At 59.4% G+C, this 17,929-nt stretch carries 12 protein-coding genes; 7 read left to right on the top strand and 5 right to left on the bottom strand.

Going from position 1 to position 17,929, the window contains the following annotated elements; genetic code table 11:
- Positions 1-1,118 precede the first annotated feature (1,118 nt).
- The 4 genes from J3U87_RS22395 to J3U87_RS22380 are packed head-to-tail and all read left to right on the top strand — an operon-like array spanning position 1,119 to position 3,861.
- Positions 1,119-1,556 carry a nuclear transport factor 2 family protein gene (locus J3U87_RS22395; RefSeq protein ID WP_237378000.1) on the top strand — a complete coding sequence of 146 codons (438 nt, stop codon included), beginning with the start codon at positions 1,119-1,121 and terminating at the stop codon, positions 1,554-1,556.
- 12 nt (positions 1,557-1,568) lie between these two features.
- Positions 1,569-2,012, top strand: coding sequence for a thioredoxin family protein (locus J3U87_RS22390; protein ID WP_237377999.1), 444 nt, complete (start codon positions 1,569-1,571; stop codon positions 2,010-2,012).
- Between the two features lie 38 nt (positions 2,013-2,050).
- The gene (locus tag J3U87_RS22385) at positions 2,051-3,133 is read left to right on the top strand and encodes a sensor histidine kinase (RefSeq protein WP_237377998.1); all 1,083 of its coding nucleotides are present in this window, start codon (positions 2,051-2,053) and stop codon (positions 3,131-3,133) included.
- Complete coding sequence (locus J3U87_RS22380) at positions 3,130-3,861, top strand: LytR/AlgR family response regulator transcription factor (RefSeq protein ID WP_237377997.1); 732 nt, start codon at positions 3,130-3,132, stop codon at positions 3,859-3,861. The genes J3U87_RS22385 and J3U87_RS22380 overlap by 4 nt, the downstream gene beginning before the upstream one ends.
- Positions 3,862-3,868: 7 nt before the next feature.
- Here J3U87_RS22380 and J3U87_RS22375 read toward each other — a convergent pair whose 3' ends face one another.
- From J3U87_RS22375 to J3U87_RS22365, 3 genes are all read right to left on the bottom strand, one after another.
- Positions 3,869-4,729 (bottom strand): DUF6920 family protein, encoded by an 861-nt coding sequence (locus J3U87_RS22375; RefSeq protein ID WP_237377996.1) that lies wholly within the window; start codon positions 4,727-4,729, stop codon positions 3,869-3,871.
- A gap of 273 nt (positions 4,730-5,002) precedes the next feature.
- Positions 5,003-6,724, bottom strand: coding sequence for a hypothetical protein (locus J3U87_RS22370; RefSeq protein WP_237377995.1), 1,722 nt, complete (start codon positions 6,722-6,724; stop codon positions 5,003-5,005).
- A gap of 153 nt (positions 6,725-6,877) precedes the next feature.
- The gene (locus tag J3U87_RS22365; protein WP_237377994.1) at positions 6,878-9,091 is read right to left on the bottom strand and encodes an Ig-like domain-containing protein; all 2,214 of its coding nucleotides are present in this window, start codon (positions 9,089-9,091) and stop codon (positions 6,878-6,880) included.
- A 1,095-nt stretch (positions 9,092-10,186) separates the two neighbouring features.
- Here J3U87_RS22365 and J3U87_RS22360 point away from each other — a divergent pair.
- On the top strand, positions 10,187-11,683 hold the full coding sequence (locus J3U87_RS22360; RefSeq protein ID WP_237377993.1) for a LamG domain-containing protein: 1,497 nt from the start codon (positions 10,187-10,189) through the stop codon (positions 11,681-11,683).
- A 425-nt stretch (positions 11,684-12,108) separates the two neighbouring features.
- Here the strand turns inward: J3U87_RS22360 and J3U87_RS22355 are convergent, their stop codons facing one another.
- The gene (locus J3U87_RS22355) at positions 12,109-13,530 is read right to left on the bottom strand and encodes a right-handed parallel beta-helix repeat-containing protein (protein WP_237377992.1); all 1,422 of its coding nucleotides are present in this window, start codon (positions 13,528-13,530) and stop codon (positions 12,109-12,111) included.
- A 114-nt stretch (positions 13,531-13,644) separates the two neighbouring features.
- Positions 13,645-13,884: a hypothetical protein gene (locus tag J3U87_RS22350; protein ID WP_237377991.1), complete on the bottom strand. Its 240-nt coding sequence runs from the start codon at positions 13,882-13,884 to the stop codon at positions 13,645-13,647.
- Positions 13,885-14,154: 270 nt separating this feature from the next.
- Here J3U87_RS22350 and J3U87_RS22345 point away from each other — a divergent pair, with 270 nt between their 5' ends.
- Both J3U87_RS22345 and J3U87_RS22340 read left to right on the top strand, forming a co-directional pair.
- On the top strand, positions 14,155-15,450 hold the full coding sequence (locus J3U87_RS22345) for an NAD(P)/FAD-dependent oxidoreductase (protein WP_237377990.1): 1,296 nt from the start codon (positions 14,155-14,157) through the stop codon (positions 15,448-15,450).
- 317 nt (positions 15,451-15,767) lie between these two features.
- Positions 15,768-17,918, top strand: a complete 2,151-nt coding sequence (locus J3U87_RS22340; protein WP_237377989.1) for a response regulator — start codon at positions 15,768-15,770, stop codon at positions 17,916-17,918.
- Positions 17,919-17,929: the final 11 nt, after the last annotated feature.

The raw sequence follows: 17,929 nt of genomic DNA, 5'->3' as shown, positions 1-17,929 counted from the left end.
CGGGCGTTTCCATTTCGTGGCCTTTCGTGTTTTGTCCACTAAATACACGAAAAAACACGAAAAACCTCGAGCCAACTCGGCGAACATCCACAACTTTTCAGGTTTGGCCCACTGAGTCGCCGCCCAGGGCGCCGGGCCGACATTTTTCGACGAACGCCCCGCACATCCACCTGTTTAGGTTTTCAGCTTTATCTTCGATCTTTACAGGGTTTGTTACATAAGAGCCACGCACCGGCGGGCATACCCGCTCGATTTCGAGAAAGAAACAGCAAACCTGGTTTCTGGCGAAGGGCCATGGGCCGTTCATCCGAAAAATTAAGCAGGAACCCATGAACATCGAAAACCAGGAAAGGATCGGCATTTGGGGTCACATCATGGTCCTGTTTTTCCTGGTTTCGTTCATTCCTGGCTTCCTGATCAAGATTTGACGACGGCAAGACCCAGCTCAGGTTGAATGCACCACTTTGTTTCAGGAGAGAAACAACAATATAAGTTCCGCATACCTCTCGGAGAGGCGTCCGCATCACCAAGAAAGCCCTCTCGGGCGTTTCCATTTCGCGGCCTTTCGTGTTTTGTCCACTAAATACACGAAAAAACACGAAAAACCTCGACCCAACTCGGCGAACATCCACAACTTTTCTGGTTTGACCCACTGAGAAACTACAATATAAGTTCCCCATACCTCTCGGAGACGCGTCCGCATCACCAAGAAAGCCCTCTCGGGCGTTTCCATTTCGTGTCCTTTCGTGTTTTGTCCACTAAATACACGAAAAAACACGAAAAACCTCGACCCAACTCGGCGAACATCCACAACTTTTCTGGTTTGACCCACTGAGAAACGACAATATAAGTTCCGCATACCTCTCGGAGAGGCGTCCGCATCACCAAGAAAGCCCTCTCGGGCGTTTCCATTTCGTGTCCTTTCGTGTTTTTAGTGGACAGTTCCAAGAATCGTTCGTGAACGGTTTGCGGCACCCTGCTGCGGTTGGCTGCAACAGCCCGGCAACCGTTTACAAGGCTCCGTATGCTGGGGACACCGACCCACATGGTCGAAAAACCAAGCACCGTCATCGCCGCGTTCCCATGGTATGCGGGATCGACGGACCCAAGGAGTCCCCATGCGAACAGTTTCATTCACGCTCACCCTGCTGTTTCTCGCCGCGTTTCCCGGCCTTGCCGACGACCGAACGGACCAGGACGCGATTCGCAAAACGCTTTCGAACTACGTACTCTCGGGAGATCTCCGCGACGCCGAACTCGCGGGCAAAGCCCTGCACCCTCGCGCCGTTCAATTCTTCCATACCGGAGAAGGCGTGCGTGCGGTCGACCGCGACCAATACCAGGCACTGCTGACCAAGGGCGAAATCGGCGGCCAGAACCGCCAGTTCGAAGTACCCAATCTGGAGCTGTATCGGAACACCGCCCTGGCCCGTCTGGTAATCACTTCGGACACCATGATTTTCAGCAACTACGTCACGCTCATGAAAGAGGGCGGCGCCTGGAAGATCGTGTCCGTCACCATCCACCTTTCCCCCAACACCGCCGCCAAACACTGAGAGGTGACCGCCATGCCGAAGAAGATCCTGATCGCGGGAGCCCTGTTCCTGCTGCTCATCGCGGGCCTGGTCGCCTCCCAATTCATCTTGGGTCGCCATGCCGTGGCCAGTACCGGCCTGCATCACCACAGTCTCGAAGAAGCCTATCGCGAAGCCGCGGCCGAATCGAAATACGTGCTGGCCGACGTGTCGGCGATCTGGTGCCCGAACTGCCGAGCCCTCAACAAGGAGGTCTACGCCGAAGACCGCATTCGCCAACGTCTCAACAACGATTTCGTGTACACTCGAATCGAGTTCGGATCGGTCGAAGGCAAGCGATTCCGCGAGCACTTCGATATCCAAGCACCGCCGGCCCTGCTCCTGTTGGACGCCAAGGGCAACTTGATGCACACCCTGCCGATTTCCTACGAACCCATCGAATTCCTCGAGAACCTCGACGTGGCAAGCGCCCCTTGAGTCTCCTGGATTCATCGGGTCCACACACGGAGCCCGCCATGTCGGCACCTTTCGAAACCGAACCCCGGCCCACCGCACTTCCGGTGTCGCTTCTGTTCGGGGTCTGGAGCGTGCCGGCCGTCCTCAACACGATCCACCTGTTCTTCACGCGCATCGACAGCCACGACGGGTCGTTCTTCCTCGCCATCTTGTGTTTTCAACTGTTGGTCTGGTACGCGTGGGTGCCGCTGACGCCCTACGTGTTCAGAGTGGTGGCCAGGCACCCGTTGACGGGTCCGAAACGCTGGCGCGCCTTCGCCATCCACCTGCTGCACAGCCTGGTGATCGTGCCCGCCAACCTGGCCCTGTACGGCCTCTTCTTCACCTTCACCGCCAGTGGACCGACGAGCTTTTACGTGAATTTCGCCTGGCTGATGCGCGACCTGTTCCACTGGTACTTCATGATCTACTGGGCGGTCATCGGGGCCGGGCACGCCCACGCCTATTACGGTGCCATGCGGTCGAACGAGGTGCGGGCCGAACGCCTGGAAACCCAACTGGTGCGGGCCCGGCTACAATCGTTGCGCATGCAGTTGCAGCCCCATTTTCTGTTCAACACGCTCAGCGCCCTGGCCGTGCTCGTGCGCAAGCGACACATCGCTGCGGCGGTGGAAATGATCAACGGCCTGGCCGACCTGCTCCGATTCGTCCTGGAACGGACCAATACCCCCGACATTCCGCTGGCCGAGGAGTTGACCTTCAACCGCACCTACCTGGACATCGAAAAGGTCCGTTTCGGCGATCGGCTCCGGCTGGAGGAAGACATCGACACGGCCGCGCTCACGCATCCGGTGCCCTCCCTCATTCTGCAACCCTTGGTGGAGAACGCCATTCGCCACGGCATCGCCGCTTCGGCCGATGCCGGCACCATTCGGCTCTCGGCCGCCCTGGAACGACCCTCGCTGGTGTTGACGGTGGAAGACGACGGACCTGGCCCCCCGGATACGATCGCCGAGGGACTGGGCCTCGGCAACACCCACAAACGCCTCGCCGAACGCCACGGCACCGCCGCCTCGCTCCGGTTGGAGCGACGGCAGGGCGGTGGCGCCAAAGCCACCCTGATTCTTCCGGTGACCTCATGAGACGAAACTACACGGCCATGGTCGTCGACGACGAACCCCTCGCCCGTGAAGGGATCGCACTCCTGTTGGCCGACGATCCCGAAGTGGATTTGATCGCGACATGTGCCGACGGTCGCCGCGCCGCTCCCGAAATCGCCGTCAACCGACCGGATATCCTGTTCCTGGATATCCAGATGCCGGAAAAAAGCGGCTTCGCGGTGCTCGACGATCTGGAAGCGCTGGGTGTGACACCGCCGGTGGTGGTGTTCGTGACGGCCTACAGTGACTATGCGGTCCAGGCCTTCGAGCAGCGCGCCCTGGACTACGTGCTGAAGCCCTACCGCGACACGCGCTTTCACGAAGCCCTCGCCCGCGCCAAGGAGCAGGTTCGGCTGCGGGACGGAGGGAGCCCTTCGCGCAGGCGGCTGTACCTCAAGGACGGCAGCCGTACGATCTTCCTGGCGATGGACGATATCGAGTGGGTGGAGGCGGCGGATTACTGTGTCCAGGTCCACACGGCCGAGAAAACCTACGTGATCCGCGAGACCCTGACCAACATGACGCACAAACTGGACCCGGACCTGTTCCTGCGCATCCATCGCAGTACGTTGGTCAACGTGGGTCGCATCGAAGCCGTGACTCCCAACGGCTCCGGCGACTATCGGGTTACCCTGCACGGCGGTCACCATCTGAAGATGAGTCGCACGCGGCGGGCGGCACTGGCGGCGCACCCGGCGTTTCGCAAGTGAATACCGATCAGGTGGCGAACTGGTACTCGAGCCGGGCGAGGCGCCCGCGCCAATAGGGAAAGGGCGGCCCATCGGGCGGCAGCCAACGCACTTCGCCCTCGATGGGGACGAGCATGCCGCCGTGCCGCTCGTAACGGCCGTAGCGACCCTCCCAAGGGGTGGCCACCACCCGGTCCCCGACGGTGCGGCCACGAGAGGTGACATAAAACGACTCGATCAAGTCCCGCTCGTCGAACCGAAACAGCATGGTCAACTCGATGTCGCCATCGCGCAGGATCGCCTTGGCGGACCTCTCGTCGACGGCCTGCCACCGCACCCCCTGACTGGGCAACAAGGCGGTGGGATACCAGGTCGCTTCACCGAAATAGCGCATCAGCTCGCCTTCGGCCAACGCCTGGCAGGACGACACATGCACGACGGTCGCGAGGCCCAAGACCTTGCCGGTCAGGATTCCCTCCCCGTCGAGGTAGGCGTCCCACACGTGCACGTCGAGCCCCGGACCCATGCGCACGCGCGCGTCCCAGACAAAACCCGGACGCCTGGTGGTGATGCGCTGGGTCGCCGTGAAGGGTTTCCACCGGGGTACCTGCTGGCTGGTGTTGAAGGTGCCAGTTTGTTCCGCCCGAACGGCCGAAACGAACGGCTGCCCGTCCCGCAAAACGGCGCGGAAATAACGTTGTACCGGCGGAGGTAGTGGCTCGAGTTCGGCAAAGTCCACGGTCGGCGGCGCGATCGGAGCACGCGCCGCTTCCAATCGGGCGTGGAGTGCGCGGGTCCGGATGCGCCACCGCCTCGAGCCATGGACCAGGACCGCCACCATGGCGAACAGCAAGGAAAACAAAACCGCCGCTGCGAAGTTCCACTGCATGAAAAGCCCCTGCCCTTCCCTGTCGATGGGAAGCAGCATACCAAAAATCAGCGAGATCCATACGCGACCAGGACCAGGCGGTCTCCCCCGTCCGAGCGCTCATATTGAAATCAAAGCGTGACGACTCATCCAATCAAAAAACCACGAAGCCAGGAACGGACGAAACCGGGAAAACGACAGCTCAAGCTGTCCTGCGTGGATGCTCTGACCCAAATACGGAAGATCTCGCATGAAATGATCCAGTTCTTTTCGACGAAGGCGACACCCGGGAACTCACCGATACGACACACAATCGTTTACGGGCAAAGCCAATCCTTCCCGCCAATCCGCGTCCTGCTCCGGTAACGCCAGGAGGCGGAACCGATCCAGGGGGATTCCGTCCAGTGCGACGAAATCTTCATCGGGAAGCAGGCCGCTGTAGGGATTGGTTCGGACGCTCTTGGGATCGATGGCGTACAGCCCGATTCCCGACGAGCCGCCCTGGTCGACCAAGAACATGCCGTACTCCTGCAGGGCACGAGCGATGGTTCGTTCGTAGGCGGTGAGATCGAGGCTGTCGAGGTCGAGTTCGGGGTCCAGTTGCAGGCGCGCCCCTTCGGGAATGGCCGAGGACAGGTCGGAGGTGCCGTCGCTGTCGGTGGCCGGCGACACCGGACCACCGGAACGCGCGAAGGGATAGGAAAAGACCAGCGCGTGCCCAATGCGCCCGTCGCGCAACTCGTCGGGCCAGATCAGGCCGCCCAGAAACGAGAAACCGGAGCCGCGAGTCGACATGCCGGTGGGATAGATGCCTTCGCTGTCCATGCCGATGGCCGCGGCATAACTGGCGGTCCAGGTGCCGTCCTCATGCTTGCGCGCCTGCCACAGTCCGTACTCGCAGCGACCGACAGGATCGAGAACCACCATATGGTTGTCTTGATCCGAGTCCTCGCCACAGTCGACGGGTGGATTGTCGGCACCGTCGCGATCATCGGCGGGCTCGGCCCAAACGGGAATCGGCACGTCTTCCAGAGTGCCGACTCCGATCTCCCAGGGCGCGCCGCAGGCCAGGTGCACATCGACACGAGGCGTGTTCGCATCGGCGATGAACACGGGCGCGGAGTACTGACCGACCTGAATCACCAAATCGCCGGCATTCAAGAGACTGACGATGCGGTTTTCGGAATCGGGGTCGACCGCGGCATCGCCGGGAATCGGCTGGTTGAGTGGGCTGTCCGCACGGTACAGGTTCAGGGAGGCGAAGTCGGGCAGCGTCTCCGGCTTCTGACCGTCGGAACCGGTGTCCGGCACCGTAGTTCCCGGCCTGGCCAGCGAAAAGAGGAGCTGGGCGAAACCGTTTCCGGAAATGTTGAGACCCGTCAGCGGTTGATCGGATGCGGCCACCACCCTGGCCACTTGGGTGAACGAGAGCCCGGCAAAGTAGCTCTCGATCGTGCCGCGCACCCGCTGGTTGGGTTGCAGCCCAAGTCCGTGGGTGCCCAACACCGCGCCCGCGCCGTCGAGCGCGTACAGGGTGGTTTGCGCGACTTCGGCACCATGGTTCATCAGCGCCAACCCCTTCCAGGTAAGCGGCACCGAGGTCGCGGGATAGACGCCCAGGTTGAAATTGAGAACGGTGGCCGTGGTGGTGGGCAACACGAACTCGGCCGTGCCTTTTTGGGACGGCTCCACATAGGCGATGCGGAACTGCAGGTCGGCACTGTCGGTGCGGATGAGGCCCGACTCGGCATCGGCCGCCAAGGATCGCGGCAAGAACGAGGCGAACCGCTGCGCTTCGATCGTCTGATCCTGGCTGTAGATGCAGGTGCCCGTTCCGTCGAAGAGCGTGAGGTTGAACGTCGCGGACGCCGGGCCCACGTTATCGACCGCCAGGAAGTTTTCCCAGCCGGTGGCGATGTGCGGGATGAAGTGGGTGATGGCACCCTGACCCTCGCCGGCGAACAGCGCGGGAACGAGCAAGAGAACACGGGCAAGCGTTCCAAAGGTTCCGACCATGGCGGCCTCCCCTGTCGTATGCGATGGCTTGGAAGTCGTACCACTATTCTCCACCCATTCACGGCGCAACACAATTTCTCCAGAGAAAAAATGTTCGCTCGTAGACAACAATCACCGCGACGTTCAACCTCGATCACTCGGTGACGGTTTCGGTCATCCGCCTCGGCGTTTGTCGGAATCCTCATCCTTCAGGCCCGGTTCGCGAACCCACTTCGCAGGAGATTCCGAGGTGCAGGCATTGATTTGCGCCACGTAGTCCATGAGATCGATCCTTCCGTTTTGATCGTGGTCCTCCGACTCGAGGTAGGCGTCCAGGTCATGCCACAGCGCCCACGCCACGGCACAGAAGGGCCGGTACTCGAAGGCGCCGATATCCCAACCGCCTTCCTGCGGACGCGGCATGTTGTTGGCGTCGTACATCAGTGAACGACCGTACTGTTCGAAAAACTCGCCGTAGGCGACGTGCTCGATGTTGGTGTCGATCAGCGGGGAGTTGGGCTGGAGGCTCAAGTCGAAATGATCGGGATCCGCGAACATCGGATCGCGGTTCTCGAAGGACTGGGCGCAATTGGCGGTGTTCGCCTGCATCCAGGCCAAATCGCGAAGCGTACTGCCCCAGCGGACCCGGAGTGGGCTGCTGTAGTTGTTGTAGTCGAGGATCGTTCCCTCGATGTGGTTACCCGAAATGCGCATGTGATAAGGCTCGCGAGAATCGCCATTCAGTTCGCCGAAATTGTTGCCCACGATGTGATGGTCCTTCACCCCGGAATTGTCACCAGCCCAGATGTATATCCCGCCGTCCACCATGTGGAGGGTGTTGTTGGTAATGCGCTGGGTGTAATCCTCGTGGTCATTGTTCCCAACTTCGATCGCATACGCCACATCTGCGGCGGGGGCGTTGGCGTTTTGGTGTACGTGCCAAATGACGTTGTCCGTGGTCCAGATCTCCTGTCCCTGAAGACGAATGGCTCCGTTGCAATCCCAAATGCGATTGCGCGATACAGTGCTGTAGATGGGAGGTTGCCCAGGGGTGTCCTGATTGACGAGAACGGGCGTGCCGTCGGATCCCGAGCTTCGATAATCGATCGCGCGATAATCCCACACGTCGTTCTCCACGAAAATCAAGTCGTAGCGGCGTTTGAAGTCGAGAGCGTTTTCATTGTCGGAGTGCAATTTGTTGCGCGCGATATAGAGGCCTTCCGAAGCCTGGTTGTTGATTTGAATCGCGTCACCGGCACTTCCGTGGATAAGGCTGTCCAGAACCCAAAAGAAGCTGGCCGAGATCTGGATACCGTGAACATCGTTTTCCGCACTGAGGTCCGGCTCGGTGAACCCGGCCCGCTTGATATGCACATCGTAAAAAACTTTGTGGTTCCCGCGGTTTACCTGGATTCCAGCCCCGGTGGTGCCGCGATTCATCCGATCGATCACACAGTGTCGAAAGACCACATGACCCTCGACCAGATCTTCAAACTGCGCAATCGACAACCCGCGAAAATCGATGCCTTCGAACAGGGTGTGTTCCATCTGTAGTCTGAGTTCGCCACGTGCGGACCCGGTAATAACCGGTTTGCCGGGTCCATCGTTGATCCCGATGACATAGACCGGCGATTCGGACGTGCCGCGGAAAAACCACTGGTGCCAGGTCACTCCGGAGCGTGTCTGATAGGGCGTCTCCACCCCTCCGGCCAGAAAGACGCGTGCACCGGCGACAAAGCTGGTGTTGTTGGGGGGAATGGTCGCGCGCGGCACATCCGGCGTCCCGTGACGGGGGCTGCTCTCACCTGGCTGCGGCGTGTCGGTCGCGCTGGGATGGCTGTTGTCGATGTACCAATCGTCGGTCTCCACGTTGCCGGCGGCAGCGGGCACCGGTGCTTGGGTGTGGAAGATGGCGGGCAGGGCCGGGATCCCCTTGGGCAACGTCACCTCGGCTTCGACTCGTAGGGAGATGCCGGCCGGGTCCGAGATCCCCTGGCTGTCGGACACGCTGAAGCGAAAGCCGTCGGGACCCACGTACGCTTCGTTCGGCACGTACAGCACTTCGTCGGGGTCCGAGACCAGATATGGCGTTTGATCGATTTCGGTGTAGCTGTCGAACAGCGTGCCATGGGCGGGCAGGGTCTCGATCCGCCAGGCGGTGATTGCATCGTCGTAACGAATGCCGAAGTTGATGACCTCGTCGGTATGGCTCGCCTCGCGATACGTGATGTCGTCGGAATAGGCCGCGAGGGCAATGAACTTTTGTTTGTTTTTGGTCACGTGATAGGTCATGGGTATCGCAACCGGTGGGCCGGCCTGTACGAGAACGATGCTCCAAAACGCCGCCAGCAGAAAATACACGGATGACCGTGTTGTCAATGGTGTCACCACAGATATGCTCCTTAGAGATAAGCAAACAGATCAGTTCCCGAATCGATGGTCGGGAAAAGAGTTTTGATGGAATACATCACCGCGAGAAACGGCTCGTACCAAGCGGGCCCCATCTGAGGAAAATCGAGAGGGTACACAAAAACGCCGGTACCTGAGCGTTCAAAGGCCAAAAAAACGGCAATGCGGGGATAAAAAAGGCCGGTTCAGCAGCTCGGATAAAATACCAGGCGATCTAATGGTGGATGTGCACGCACCATCACGGGTGGCGGGCACCTGATCGAAAACGATCGAATGAGCATCGAATGGCCGCATTGTACTCAATCACCCAATTCAAGATGCGCGGAAGACCGAAAAACTGACGCAGGTCACACACCGACTCTTTTTTGACGCAAATCAAGTACATCAAAAGTCATATAGACACACATCAGCTCTCGACAATCGCAAATAAAACGAAATGTCTACATGTAAAACAGAACGCGGCGCACTTTAGAACCGTGTTCGTCGCCATTTTTCCCCTGAAGAAAGGAAACGTCACACAAACGACGCCAGTCCAACGGCAGGCAGTATTTCAATTCATCGCTTTTCGATCCACTCCATCGCGGTCGCCATCGTCGGTAAGGAGGCCATCGAGCGATGAAGCCAGGAAAGCGGCCCGGCGGAGGGCGATCTTTCGTCAGAATGGGCCGCTCTGGAATGATCGAACCAACCGGTGTCCCGGCCTGAGACATACCAGGGCTTCCGCTGAACCGACAAAGTGGTCGCGGCTTCACGGATTTTCGACCAGTGTTGCCCGCTTCATCTGACCATGGCGGACATTTCCCTGACGATTTCGGACAAGTCATTCACAGTCAGCTATTTGTCCGAGGTTCCTCCGCTCGGGGGGCGTAAAACGGAGGCAGTTCGGAACGGGCCCATTCGGAGCCGAACCGAGCCATCGGAACACGAAAACCGGACGCCCGGGCGATTGGCGCCAGACAGGATCGCCAAGCTTGGACGTCCGGCCTTTTTCCCGATGGGTCGAGCTCGCCCCCGAGTCCAGCCCAATTCGGAAAACGACTCCAAGCATCTTCTCAATCTCGTGGAGGTTCTCTCATGAAACGCAGTTACCTGACCTCGCTCTTGGTGTGCTTCGCCATCGCCGCCTTTCCCACCATCAGTCTCGCCGGCTTGTCCGACGGCCTCGTCGGCCACTGGGAATTCGAAGACAATTTCGAAGATTCCAGCAGCGAGAACAACGACGGCGCCGCCATGAACGGCGCAACCTTCACCCACGGCAAACTGGGGCGCGGCCTTTCCCTGGACGGTCAAAACGACATGGTTCGCGTGCCCTACGACGTCAGCCTCGCTCCTGGCGAGGGCGATTTCTCGGTGTCGGCCTGGTTTCTGCCAGATGCGACCGGCCAAACCAAAATGCGCATCGTCGACAGCCGCGGCAGCGGAACCTCGGGTGAAACCGTGGGATGGCAGATCATCATCCGTCAAACCACCTCCGGTGACGGGTTCTACTTCCAGGCTACCGGTCTCGACGACGCCAGCACCAACATGCGGATTTCCGACGGCCGCGGCAAGAACTACCCCTACGGCGAGTGGTATCACGTCGCGATGGTCTACAACGCGGACTGGGAAGCCCGCCTGTACATCAACGGCCGCCTGGACAGCATCATCGACGTCTACGGCAGCTACGGCGACCTGACCAGCGGTCTGCCGCTCGCCATCGGCGGTGCCTTGGCCTACGAGGGCGTGGAGGACCAGCAGCTTCCCAACGGTGGGGCCCACAACACCTTCAAAGGCCGCATCGACGAAGTACGGGTCTACGACCGCGCCATCGCCGAGGACGAAGTCGACAAGCTCTACCTCGAGGGCGGCACCGGTCCCTTCATCGTGCGTGATCTGACCCTGCACGTCCCCGACGACCACGCCACCATCCAAGACGCTTTCGACTACCTGAACGAGCGCACCATTCAGGGCGCGGCCATCGCCACCATTCAGGTGGAAGACGGCACCTACACCAACTACGACACCATCGACGTCACCCATCCCCAAGGCAAGCAGATCTACCTGCTGGGCAACACCTCGGATGCCAGCCAGGTCGAGATCACCTTCAACGAGAACCACAACGGCGTACGCCTCAAGGACGGCCGCGATCTCGGCAAACTGGACGGCTTCACCCTCAAGGGCACCAACCATACCGGCAACGGTCTCGAAGTACTTTGGAAGAGCAGCCTTACCTGCGGACCCCAGATGGTGGTCCAGGACTTCGACAAAGGCCTTCGGGCGGTCAATTCATCCTTCGTGTTCGCCGACCACCTCGTCAGCAAGAGCAACGGCAGCCACGGGCTCGTCTGTGACAGCGGATCGAGCCTGGTCGCACGCTACGTCACGACAGAGGACAACGGCGGCCACGGCTTGACCACCAGCTACGGCAGTACCACGCTGTTCGACCATTCCACTTCCAAGGACAACACCGGGTACGGCATCAATGCGGTTTTCAACGGCACCGTACGGGCGTTGACGACCACGCTGACGAACAACACGGCCGGCGCCACCAACGAGGACGGCGTCAGCGCCATAAGCTGGACCCAACCCTGACCAAAGGGACAGGCTCCGCATGACCTGAACACATTCCCAACCACGTGAAACGCAGGATCGACACGGGCGAACGGCATCCCTTCGCTCGTGTCATTCGCGTTTTTGGGAGGGGGTTTCTTTGCGGGAGCGAAGAAACATCCTGCAAAAAGTACCCGAAAGCCCAAACGGGGGTTAACCATAAACCGGCGATGCAAGAAATCACACGAGGTGAAGGTTTAACTCGGGCCTGCGCCAAAAGACGCGCCCGCTTTCGGGCGCGTGTCTGGCTTGTGATTGTCGCTTGCCACCGTGAGCCGGCTTTCGCCAGGATCGAAGGCACCCGAAAGGAACAATCCGGCATGATTCGGAATTGGAATGATTTCAGGAGGCTCGACAGTCCGGCGGATGGTTTTCGACCCGAGGCGGCAGCCTGCAAGAGATTATCATCAGTTCCCGACAAATGAGGTGAGATCGAGAACGTCGACAAGCCTGTTTGGAATGTGATCGATTGTGAAGGGAAGTTGAAACGGTTGCCGCCAATACATCCAGTAAGGTTGTCGTCCAATTCCGACCAGTGTCGTATTGACACCCATGTCTTTACCATCGGTAGCGGCATTTTCGCCCGGGCTACCGTCGGATAAGCGATAGTCACCATTTTCCAAGTCGACGAAACTGGGTTCTAGTTGAATGTTTCCTTCACCGGCCAGCGGGGTTGAGCTCGCGTCGTAGTATTGATTGATGATTCGGATCGGTTCTTGGAAACCTGAACCAAAGACCAGGTTGTGATCGAAGGTGGTTTCGCTTCCGTCCGGAAGATCGTAATCCGGGTAGCCGTGATATGGCCAGATCGCAAGGCCTCTCATTTCACCGTTGGTAAAGTTGGCGACGAGGTTGTCTCTTACGATAGTGTTGTAGGTGCCCAGACATTCACGGCTTCTCGACAAGCGGATTCCGCTATTGGTATCGATTACCGTATTGTGGAGGATCGAAACATCGTGGCTTGCCAGAAAACCACAGGATGCGCTCTCCTCAAAAATCCAGATACCGGCACGATCGGTATTCAGGATGACATTGTTGCGTATGATGGTTTCGGCATTGGATACCAACATTCCGTCCGAACTCTGGTCGTAAATCAAGTTGTTTTCGATGACCGTCGCCAACCCGTTATCCTGGCTGTGTTTGTAGTAAATGCCATGGTTGGTGTTATAAATTTCGTTGTTGGCGATCAACAGTCTGCCGGCATTGAAAATAATTATCCCGGCGCTGTTTAGGCCCGTGCCGTTTTTGTCTGAAATGACATTATCGAGAATGACAATGGCATCGGTGCCACTGTTGATATAGATATTGGCGGAGTTGTCACCGACGACGAATTCTGAAAGGTCACAGGACCTAACGGTGACATGAGTTGCTGTACCATCATAACCCATTCGAATATTGGATCTTAACCCCCGCCGGATGGTAAGGCCCTCGAAAACGATGTGATGGGCGTTGTCGATCTCGAAGACCGGTCGATGCTGTAACCCGTCGGGGGCGGTGAAGCCTCCGTCCACAATCGCTTCCTCACCTGGGTAGTTTTTGATTTGAATCGGTTGGGTTTCCGTTCCGGAATTGGCCAAGCGAATGCCCGATTCGTCATAGGTGCCGGCTCGAAGAAAAAGGGTATCGCCGCTTTCGAGCAGGTTGGGATTACTGACAGTCTCAGGGCAACCGTACTCCCCGCCGCAAGTGGCAAAAGCAATGTGACGCCAGGGCTGCTCAAAGGTGCCCGGGTTTGCATCGTCACCATCAGGTGAAACGTAATATTCACCGCCAAAGATAAAAAAAGTGGCAAAAATGAAAAAACAGGAAAACCCGACCCTTCCATTCATTCCATCCTCCTGACTAAGAAGATGTTACATCTTAACATCAAACCGAAGATCCTCCGAAACAGGTAGGAATCTCCGATCCTTGAGTGATCCTTCTCACCTTGTCGGCGAGGGGAATCAGGGGGTTGCCCTGGATGAAAAACCTGACCATTCCCTTGATTCGCGTTTTCCCGGTGCAGGCAAAAACACAAGCATAAGTTCAATAATTTCTTTCGGTTGCCGGAGATCGGCCGCGATGGTTTCGATGAACGACACATCGGCGGCGTTCCCGGGAAGCACCCAGCTTCGAACCGGAAACCCTTCACGAGTCACTGCAAGCGCCAGGACGACCTGCGGACTCCGATCCGTGGGCTCCAACGACCCTCCTCGAACTTGCCGAACATTCTCAGCCCAGGGCTTTCGCCGAAGCCGACATCCTCCTCATCGACGCCGAAGAAGACCGTAGTGGCGTCGTAGAAGATCCAGTCGACTTCGACGATTGGAGGGAGCGACGGTCTGGTGAGGACGGCCTGCGCCACAGCCCTGGCGTGCCTTTCGTGGGCCCTGCCGACGTTGGTGATTGCCCCGATTCGGGATGAGCACTAGAATGGGGGCGACATTCGAATCACCTTCTTGGGAGGCGTCTATTTGACGGACCACATACCTCATATCGTCATCATCGGCGGCGGTTTCGGCGGCCTCTATGCAGCCAAGCAACTCAAGCGCGTCAAGGCCCGCGTCACCCTGGTCGACAAACGCAACTTCCACCTCTTTCAACCGCTGCTGTACCAGGTCGCCACCGGCGGGCTGTCGCCCGGTGACATCGCCTCACCGATTCGCGCCGTGCTGAAGAAGTACCCGCACGTCTCCGTCCTCAAGGACGAGGTCCGCGGTATCGAACCGGACGAGAAGCGCCTGATCCTCAAGGGTGGCGAGCTGAGCTACGACTACCTGATCGTGGCGACCGGCGTGCGCCACCACTACTTCGGCAACAGTCATTGGGGTTCCCACGCGCCGGGATTGAAGACCATCGAGGACGCGCTGGAAATGCGGCGCCGGATTCTCAACGCCTTCGAAGAAGCGGAGAAGCTGGACGATCCCGACCTGCGCGCCGAACTGAAACGGTTCGTCATCGTGGGCGCCGGACCCACGGGCGTGGAATTGGCCGGCGCCCTGGCCGAATTGGCCCACGCCACCATGCACCGCAACTTCCGCAACATCGACCCCAGCCGCGTCGACATCGTGCTGGTGGAAGGCACCGACCGCGTGCTTCCCCCCTACCCGCCCGACCTCAGCGCCAAGGCCCAAAACGCGTTGGAAAAGCTGGGCGTCAAGATCATGACCAAAACGTTCGTCACCGATATCCAGGACCGAAACGTTCGGCTCAAACGCGCCGACGGATCCGAGGAAACCCTGCGCGCCGCGACCGTGCTGTGGGCCGCGGGCGTCAAGGCCAATCGATTCGGCGAGGCGCTGGCGGCCAAGACCGGCGCCGAGGCGGATCGGTCGGGTCGAATCGCCGTCCAGCCCGACCTGTCGCTGCCAGGCTACGACCACATCCTGGTCGTGGGCGATCTGGCCCAAATCATCCAGCCCAACGGCAAGCAGGTCCCCGGCGTGGCGCCGGCGGCGATGCAGATGGGTCGCTACGCCGCCTCGCGCGTCCGGGACATGATCGCGGGCCGGCCTTCCAAGCCCTTCACCTATTTCGACAAGGGCAGCCTGGCGGTGATCGGGCGCAACGCGGCCGTCGCCGACCTGAACGTCCTCAAACTGTCGGGCCTGCCCGCCTGGCTGATTTGGGCCTTCATCCACATCCACTTCCTGATCGAGTTCGGCAACAAGATGATCGTCTCCACGCAATGGGCCTGGAACTACCTCACCCGCAAACGCGGCGCCCGGCTCATCACCGGCAAGTTCACGCCCGAGGAGGATGGCGGCTAGGAGGACTTCCCCGGGTCGAAGGGTTGAACGGAAACCCTGGAAATCCGGTGATGCCACGACTTTTTGGAGGCATGCCAAAACGACGACTCGCCGTATTTCAGAAGCCCGACCTCAAATTGTAATCGTTTTTCAAAGTTTGGCCGATCTAGTAAGATGTGGTCAGGCCAACATCTCTAAAACGACTTTTTCAGTGCCGAAGGGACGCTGAAATGCCTCGGATCCCCCGCTCCGGGAGTCCTGCATCGCAGTTCTGTGCCTGAACCCGAAATCCACGCCGTTCGGCTGGTCACCGCCGGTATCTTCAACAGGTTGGCATCTTGAAAATCAATAATCGAATCCTGATCGTGGATGACAACGAATTGATTCACAAGGACTTCCAGAAAGCTTTGGCGAGCCGGTACAACACGCCTGTCTCCCGGGCTCTCGATGCCTTCGAAGAAGAATTGTTCGGGATCAAAGCCCCCACACCCGCGCCCGAGTACCAATTGGCCTCCGCATTTCAAGGGAAGGAAGGCTACGAAATGGCGCTCGCCGCACACAAGGAGGGCAGCCCGTTCGCGCTGGCCTTCATCGACGTGCGCATGCCCCCCGGTTGGGACGGCATCAAGACCGCCGGGCACCTGCTCCAGGAAGTCGAAAACCTGGAAATCGTGTTGTGCTCCGCCTTTACCGATTATTCGTGGGAAGAGATCACCGAACTGCTGGGTGAAAACGACCGCGTCCTGTTTTTGCGAAAACCCTTCGATCCGGTGGAAGTCAAGCAGATGGCCCTGGCGCTCACCAACAAGTGGAGCCTGCGTCGCGTCAATTTGGAGCACACCCGCGACGTGGAGCGAGCGCGGCTGCTGGCCGAAGCCGCCAACCGCGAAAAGAGCGAGTTTCTCTCCAACATGAGCCACGAAATCCGCACCCCGCTCAACGGCGTTATCGGCATGGCCAACCTGCTGGCGCAAACCGAGATGACCGACGAGCAGCGCGAATACGTCAAGGCCATCACCTACAGCGCCGACGTCCTGCTGGACCTGATCAACGACATTTTAGATTTTTCCAAGATCGAGGCGGGCAAGGTCGCGCTGGAGTTGATCGACTTCAACCTGCGCACCACCATCGCGGACATCATGCGCATGTTCCAATTCAAGTTCGAGGAAGCCAACCTGTCGCTGCAATACCAATTCGCACCGGGCGTCCCCAACTGGATCAACGGCGACCCCACGCGCATTCGCCAGATCCTGATGAATTTCCTTTCCAACGCCCTCAAGTTCACCACCAAGGGCGGCGTGATGCTGCGCCTCGAGCTGGACGAGCAGCCCGAGGCGGATTCGGACGAGATCGCGCTGCGCTTCGAAGTGAAGGACACGGGTATCGGCATCTCGGAAATGGGTTTGACCAAGCTGTTCCAGAGCTTCAGTCAGGTGGATTCCTCCACCACGCGCAAGTACGGCGGCACCGGATTGGGCCTGGTCATCTCGAAAAAGCTGGCGCTGATGATGGGCGGCCACGTGGGCGTCCACAGCAAACTCGGCGAGGGTTCCACCTTCTGGTTCACCGCGAAGGTGACCAAATCCATCCCACCGTCCATGGAATCGGTGCCCCAGGGCGACGTGCTCGCCGGTCGACGCGCGCTGGTCTTCGGCAGCGACAAGGCCGACAGCACCGAACTGGTGCGCCAATTGAGCGAATGGGGCATCCACTGCAAAACCGTGGACCGCTACAGCGACCTGGTGACGATCCTGGACGCAGAACAGAAGGCCGAATCCAACTTCGATCTGCTGATCGCCGACTACCCGCTGACCAAACTCGACGGCGATCCCCTCTCGGAACGACTGCGCAAACGCGTCGCACCGGCGACCCGCAACAGCGTGGCCCTGGTGCGCGAGCCCAGACCGGGCGATGCGGCCCAGGTGGAACGGGCGGGATTCGCGGCCTTCCTTCCGATGCCGGTCAGCGCGGAAGATCTCAAGGCCTGCCTGGAGCAGCTCTCGACTCGCAACAAAGACGGCTCCACCGAAAAGGCCAACGCGTTCTACACCCGACACCGCGGCCAGGAATCGCAAACCGACAGCATTCCCTCGATTCTCTTGGCCGAGGACAACCCGGTCAATCAAAAGGTCGTGCTGCACCTGCTGCGCAAGGCGGGATACGCGTGCGACGTCGCCCACAACGGCAGAGAAGTCCTGGACGCGGTGCGTCGCCGGGGCTACGACCTGATCCTGATGGATTGCCAAATGCCGGAGATGGATGGTTTCCAGGCCACCGAGAAGGTGCGGCAAATGGAGCGGGACGACCGGCACACCCCGATCGTGGCCCTGACGGCCAACGCCATCAAAGGTGATCGCGAAAAGTGCCTGGCCCACGGCATGGACGACTACCTCACCAAACCGGTCCGCCAGAAAGCGCTGTTGACGGTCATCCAGAAATGGCTCGCCCACGAAGGGTCCGCCTCCGTGCCGGACAGTTCAAATCCATGACAGGTGGCGCG

This window comes from Sulfidibacter corallicola (assembly GCF_017498545.1).
GTDB classification, from domain to species: domain Bacteria; phylum Acidobacteriota; class Holophagae; order Acanthopleuribacterales; family Acanthopleuribacteraceae; genus Sulfidibacter; species Sulfidibacter corallicola.
Note: the sequence above shows the minus strand (reverse complement) of the source record. Positions and strands in the feature narration are given on the sequence as shown.

Excerpts from the sequence above, each read along its gene's own strand:
- J3U87_RS22385 (WP_237377998.1), top strand. The coding sequence starts at position 2,051 with ATGTCGGCACCTTTCGAAACCGAACCCCGGCCCACCGCACTTCCGGTG.
- J3U87_RS22395 (WP_237378000.1), top strand. The coding sequence starts at position 1,119 with ATGCGAACAGTTTCATTCACGCTCACCCTGCTGTTTCTCGCCGCGTTT.
- J3U87_RS22370 (WP_237377995.1), bottom strand. The coding sequence starts at position 6,724 with ATGGTCGGAACCTTTGGAACGCTTGCCCGTGTTCTCTTGCTCGTTCCC.
- J3U87_RS22375 (WP_237377996.1), bottom strand. The coding sequence starts at position 4,729 with ATGCAGTGGAACTTCGCAGCGGCGGTTTTGTTTTCCTTGCTGTTCGCC.
- J3U87_RS22355 (WP_237377992.1), bottom strand. The coding sequence starts at position 13,530 with ATGAATGGAAGGGTCGGGTTTTCCTGTTTTTTCATTTTTGCCACTTTT.
- J3U87_RS22360 (WP_237377993.1), top strand. The coding sequence starts at position 10,187 with ATGAAACGCAGTTACCTGACCTCGCTCTTGGTGTGCTTCGCCATCGCC.
- J3U87_RS22380 (WP_237377997.1), top strand. The coding sequence starts at position 3,130 with ATGAGACGAAACTACACGGCCATGGTCGTCGACGACGAACCCCTCGCC.
- J3U87_RS22390 (WP_237377999.1), top strand. The coding sequence starts at position 1,569 with ATGCCGAAGAAGATCCTGATCGCGGGAGCCCTGTTCCTGCTGCTCATC.